The 893-nt window shown below is 39.8% G+C and carries 2 protein-coding genes; both read left to right on the forward strand.

Going from position 1 to position 893, the window contains the following annotated elements; translation table 11 throughout:
* Positions 1-320: 320 nt before the first annotated feature.
* The gene (locus tag R7R78_RS25045) at positions 321-494 is read left to right on the forward strand and encodes a hypothetical protein (protein WP_225474490.1); all 174 of its coding nucleotides are present in this window, start codon (positions 321-323) and stop codon (positions 492-494) included.
* An 84-nt stretch (positions 495-578) separates the two neighbouring features.
* Positions 579-893, forward strand: a 315-nt coding sequence (locus R7R78_RS25050) for an ACP phosphodiesterase (RefSeq protein ID WP_225474491.1), incomplete at its 3' end; no start/stop codon positions are given.

Raw genomic sequence — 893 nt, forward strand, 5'->3', positions numbered from 1 at the left:
ATCATTGATTACTCCATTAGAGATAAAAGATATTGAACAAATCTATGGGTATATCGAAACAAAATATGCGATGCGAATCAGCAAAATATGTAACGAAGGGTGATTTTATTTTACAAAATGAGATCTAGGGTCGCCTATAACAGTATGTTATGTCTTTTAATGATAGAAATGTCGATGTAATTCCAGCTATCTAAGTGAAGATGGCAGAGAAGAGTAACGACGCTGCAATCGTTTACTTATGATTATGCTCATAGGTTTTTAAATCTTTACTTCTCGCTGTCAGGAATGTGTCATATAAAGACTATAAAAAGGAGTTGCTGATGTGGATATGGCAAGAGCCAGGCCGTCAGCAAGTAAAAGCAAGAGAGCTTAAAATAAAGGAGGTCACAATGAGCGACCAATACCAAAACGATGAGAGCCTAGAGCTGCTAGATGCGCTTGAAATTGGCATTATCTTGTCGGAATACGTTGGCTCTGACAACGAAAACGAATAGTACCGTTTAGTACTCTCTTCACGTTCTTTTAGACGTTATACTAAGTTCATGAAACACCGAGCCAAGAAGGGCGAAAGACGGTAAATGAACTTTTTAGCCCACCTGCATATTGCAGATCACTGTAATAGCCATTTTATGGGAAACTTGCTTGGAGACTTCGTAAAAGGAGATCCAAGCAAGCTGTATGATCGCGATATCTCAAATGGCATCAGATTACATAGATTTGTTGACCGTATTACTGATCATCATCCAATCGTCAACGAATGTAAGCCTCATTTCACTGGTGTTGCGCGACGTTTTGCACCTATCGCTTTGGATATGTTTTGGGATCATTGCCTCGCAAAACACTGGAACGACTTTCATTCCGTGCCTCTCGAACACTTTGTCCAAACGGCATAC

Source organism: Vibrio sp. 2134-1 (assembly GCF_033339495.1).

What these genes read in the sequence shown, in the direction of transcription:
- R7R78_RS25045 (WP_225474490.1), top strand. Translation starts at nt 321, where the DNA reads ATGTGGATATGGCAAGAGCCAGGCCGTCAGCAAGTAAAAGCAAGAGAG.